This is a genomic window from Tritonibacter horizontis, assembly GCF_001518015.1.
Classification (GTDB): domain Bacteria; phylum Pseudomonadota; class Alphaproteobacteria; order Rhodobacterales; family Rhodobacteraceae; genus Epibacterium; species Epibacterium horizontis.
In genome coordinates this window covers 1-3,354 of record NZ_LPUY01000111.1, presented here as the reverse complement: position 1 = coordinate 3,354, position 3,354 = coordinate 1, and the positions used below count along the sequence as shown (strand labels likewise).

At 57.4% G+C, this 3,354-nt stretch carries 4 protein-coding genes; all 4 read left to right on the top strand.

Features of this window, described 5'->3' with window-relative positions:
* The first annotated feature begins 171 nt into the window (after positions 1-171).
* A complete protein-coding gene (locus TRIHO_RS20040; RefSeq protein ID WP_068248057.1) occupies positions 172-1,383 on the top strand; it encodes a tyrosine-type recombinase/integrase in 1,212 nt (403 codons plus the stop codon).
* 202 nt (positions 1,384-1,585) lie between these two features.
* Positions 1,586-1,762 carry a helix-turn-helix transcriptional regulator gene (locus TRIHO_RS23430; RefSeq protein ID WP_082705244.1) on the top strand — a complete coding sequence of 59 codons (177 nt, stop codon included), beginning with the start codon at positions 1,586-1,588 and terminating at the stop codon, positions 1,760-1,762.
* A 114-nt stretch (positions 1,763-1,876) separates the two neighbouring features.
* Positions 1,877-2,278, top strand: a complete 402-nt coding sequence (locus TRIHO_RS23425) for a helix-turn-helix transcriptional regulator (protein WP_232367848.1) — start codon at positions 1,877-1,879, stop codon at positions 2,276-2,278.
* A partial coding sequence (locus TRIHO_RS24240; RefSeq protein ID WP_232367847.1) for a tyrosine-type recombinase/integrase occupies positions 2,275-3,354 on the top strand: 1,080 nt, incomplete at its 3' end. The genes TRIHO_RS23425 and TRIHO_RS24240, both read left to right, overlap by 4 nt.

Below are 3,354 nucleotides of genomic sequence, written 5' to 3'. Positions count from 1 at the left end.
GGGCACCACAATCACTTCCAGTTGTGGTCTGTAGTTTCTTCTAATAGCCTGAATTTTGTCGAGAATATCGGACCCTTTGTCCGAGATTGTCCGGAGCGATCCCGCTTATTCTACCCTCAATGGGGGTATGGGTCGGGGTACTGCCGAGGCCGTGAAATGAAGGTACCCCCAATGCCCGTTCTGAGCGATGCCAAGATCCGCGCGCTGAAGCCGAAAGAAAAGCCCTACAAGCAGGCCGACTTTGATGGCCTGTTCCTCCTAGTCAATCCGGGCGGCTCCAAACTCTGGCGGTTCAAGTACCGCTGGATGGACAAGGAAAAGCTGTTGTCCTTCGGGAAGTACCCGGACCTGAGCCTCAAGCAGGCACGGGACAAGCGGGACGCGGCGCGCAAGGTGCTGGCCGAAGGCAAAGATCCGTCTTTTGAGCGCAAGCGGGAACAGGCCGCCAAAGAGGCCGAGCACCGAGAAACCTTCAGCAAACTCGCCGACGCCCTGTTGGAGAAAAAGCGACTGGAAGGCAAATCCGCCTCCACCCTCGCCAAGTCGGAGTGGCTGCACACGCTCCTCTGCGCCGATTTGGGGAACTACCCGATCAGCCAGATAACCGCGCGGGATGTCTTGGTCCCTTTGCGGAAGATGGAAGCGAGGGGTCGCAACGAATCCGCCCTGCGCATGCGGTCCGCTGCCGGACAAGTCTTTCGCTACGCCATTGCCCAAGGATTGATCGAGAATGATCCGACCTTCGGTCTCAAGGATGCCCTGACCCGCGCACCAGTCAAACACCGCTCCGCCCTCATCAACCCTGAACAGGTGGGCGGGCTGATGCGGGCTATTGAAGGCTTTGACGGTCAACCGGCTACGCGCATTGCCCTCCAGCTCTTGGCGATGACCGCTTTGCGTCCCGGCGAATTGCGCATGGCTGAATGGGCCGAGATAGATCTGGAAAAAGCGATTTGGACGGTCCCGGCCCATCGCGCAAAAATGCGCCGCCCGCACATGGTGCCCTTGTCGCCACAGGCGCTGGGCAAGCTCAACGAATTGCAAACGCTGACTGGTTGGGGCGAGTTGCTGTTCCCCTCCATCCGGTCCTCGAGACGCTGCATGAGCGAAAACACCCTGAACGCGGCCCTGCGGCGAATGGGCTATAGCGGGGACGACATGACCGCCCATGGTTTTCGCGCAACTTTCTCTACCCTGGCAAACGAATCTGGCCTCTGGAGTGCGGATGCAATCGAACGCGCACTCGCTCACGTAGAGGGAAATGAGATTCGTAAAGCCTATGCACGCGGTGCCCATTGGGACGAAAGGGTCCAAATTGCGACGTGGTGGGCAGATTTTTTGCAGGAACTTGCTGACAGTTCTGGACAGCGTCAGACGGCGTAGGATGCTGTGCGTTCTCCTTTTGTCCCGCGAGCTTCAAAATAGTCTTGCCAAGCTTAAATCGCACCGTTAGCGTCCAATCATCATAGCGACTCAAGATGTGTCGTTTCCAGTCCCTCTGTGGACACCCCGCTCGACGGGAGGAAACGTGCATCTTGTTAGAGCATCTCCTCCCGTCACCACTGACAAAACATAGGAGATGGCTATGACCACCCCAGACCGCATTCTGAGATGTAAAGACGTGATGGCTTTGACCGGCCTGTCACGCAGCACCCTCTACGCCATGATGAGCGAGGGCACGTTTCCAGCTTCAGTCAAGCTGAGCAAACGTGCAGTAGGCTGGCGCGCAGCAGTTGTTCAAGCTTGGCTGGACGCGCGATGAAGAGCTCAGCCCAATGCGCCATGGGTGGCGCAAGTATTGCCTACGAATATAAAACAACTCCCCTTCGGATGTCAGAGAGCATCCCTCCTTCGATCCGTCGCGAGGAGGTGCATGATGTCAAATGCTGACGAAATGCATCCCGAAAGTACACCGGATCTGTTCGAGATGTTGAAGGCTGGCTCTCCTCCCCATCAGCCCCCACATCCGACTGAAACAAAGCAGAAACCTGCAAAACGAGTTCGGCGCGGGGCAAATCAGAAAGTCGCCGCCAAACAGCCGGTGTCAGGTGGGAGTGCTTCTACCGCCTACCTGACAGACGAAGACGTTGCGCGCCGCTTTCAGGTGAGCCGCCAAACGATATGGAGATGGGTCGGGGCCAGTCACTTTCCCGCGCCTTTCAAGCTCTCGACGGGCACGTCCCGCTGGCGGCTGGAGGAAATCCTGACGTTTGAGCGCAAACTCCCCCGCTTTACCCCCGAGGTTGGATCAAACAATCCGAAAAGGAAGCGCACATGAGTCGCCGATACAAGATCCAGGCGAAAAAGCACCGCGTCTATGATGTTCACGCCGTCATGGAACTTTACGATGTGTGTCGCAACACTGTCTCAAATTGGGTCGGCGCTGGGCTCATGCCATCCAAGGGCCAAGGGCCGCACCTCTTTCGCGGACTTGAACTGAACAGGTTTCATGCCGCGCGGCGCGCTCAGGGACGCCACAACCTGAGATTGGATCAATTCTATTGCCTGTGCTGCAAGGTGGCGGTGTCTCCTCATCCGCTCAGCATCAACCTTTGGCAGACCGAGAGAGAAAGTCGGATGGCTGGAGGTGCCTGTTCAGAGTGTGGTGCAACGGTGATGAAGTTACTGGATGCGACGGGATATGAGCGATTGAAAAACGCTCTCCGTCCCAATGCCAACCTCAGTGAAATAGACGAAAGGAAAGAGGAAGACTCCGTTGATATTGGGACAGAAGCCCCCCTTCGAGTCCCGGAATGGCCTTCGATGAACGATAGGATCATCCACGATTGGCAGCTCTACGCGGGCCGCTATGACGTAAAAACCATGGATGCTCACCTTACATCCATCCGCGATTTTGAGGACTTTCTTGAGGGGCGGTGCTTCTCTCAGGTCCGCGACAAGGACGTCGGGAAATACCGGACTTCGCTCTTGGCGAAGGGCGAGATGCCCCAAGAAGACGGGGGCCTCAGTGCATCCACTATTCGCCATCGGGCCTCTCATCTGGCAGCATTCGTAAAATGGCTGACCAAGCAGGAGGGGTATCGGCGGCTTAGCGTCACCTTGCCCGACTACTTCGACCTACCCAGGCAGAAGATGGCTAAGGTCTTGGCGCGACCGGACAAGCTCTACCCGTCCGTAGAGGAGGCTCGGGCGATGGTGCAATCCATGCCAAACCTCACACGTGCCCAGCGCCGGGATCGCGCCCTCGTCGCCTGTGCTTTTCTGACAGGTCTGCGAGCGGCGGCCCTTTCCAGCATGCGACTTAAGCACATTGATTGCGAGGCAGAGACAGCGGTGCAGGATGCTCGCGAAATGCGGGCGAAGAATGGGAAAAGCTTCACCGTCCGATGGTTT

Excerpts from the sequence above, each read along its gene's own strand:
- TRIHO_RS20040 (WP_068248057.1), top strand. The coding sequence starts at position 172 with ATGCCCGTTCTGAGCGATGCCAAGATCCGCGCGCTGAAGCCGAAAGAA.
- TRIHO_RS23430 (WP_082705244.1), top strand. The coding sequence starts at position 1,586 with ATGACCACCCCAGACCGCATTCTGAGATGTAAAGACGTGATGGCTTTG.
- TRIHO_RS23425 (WP_232367848.1), top strand. The coding sequence starts at position 1,877 with ATGTCAAATGCTGACGAAATGCATCCCGAAAGTACACCGGATCTGTTC.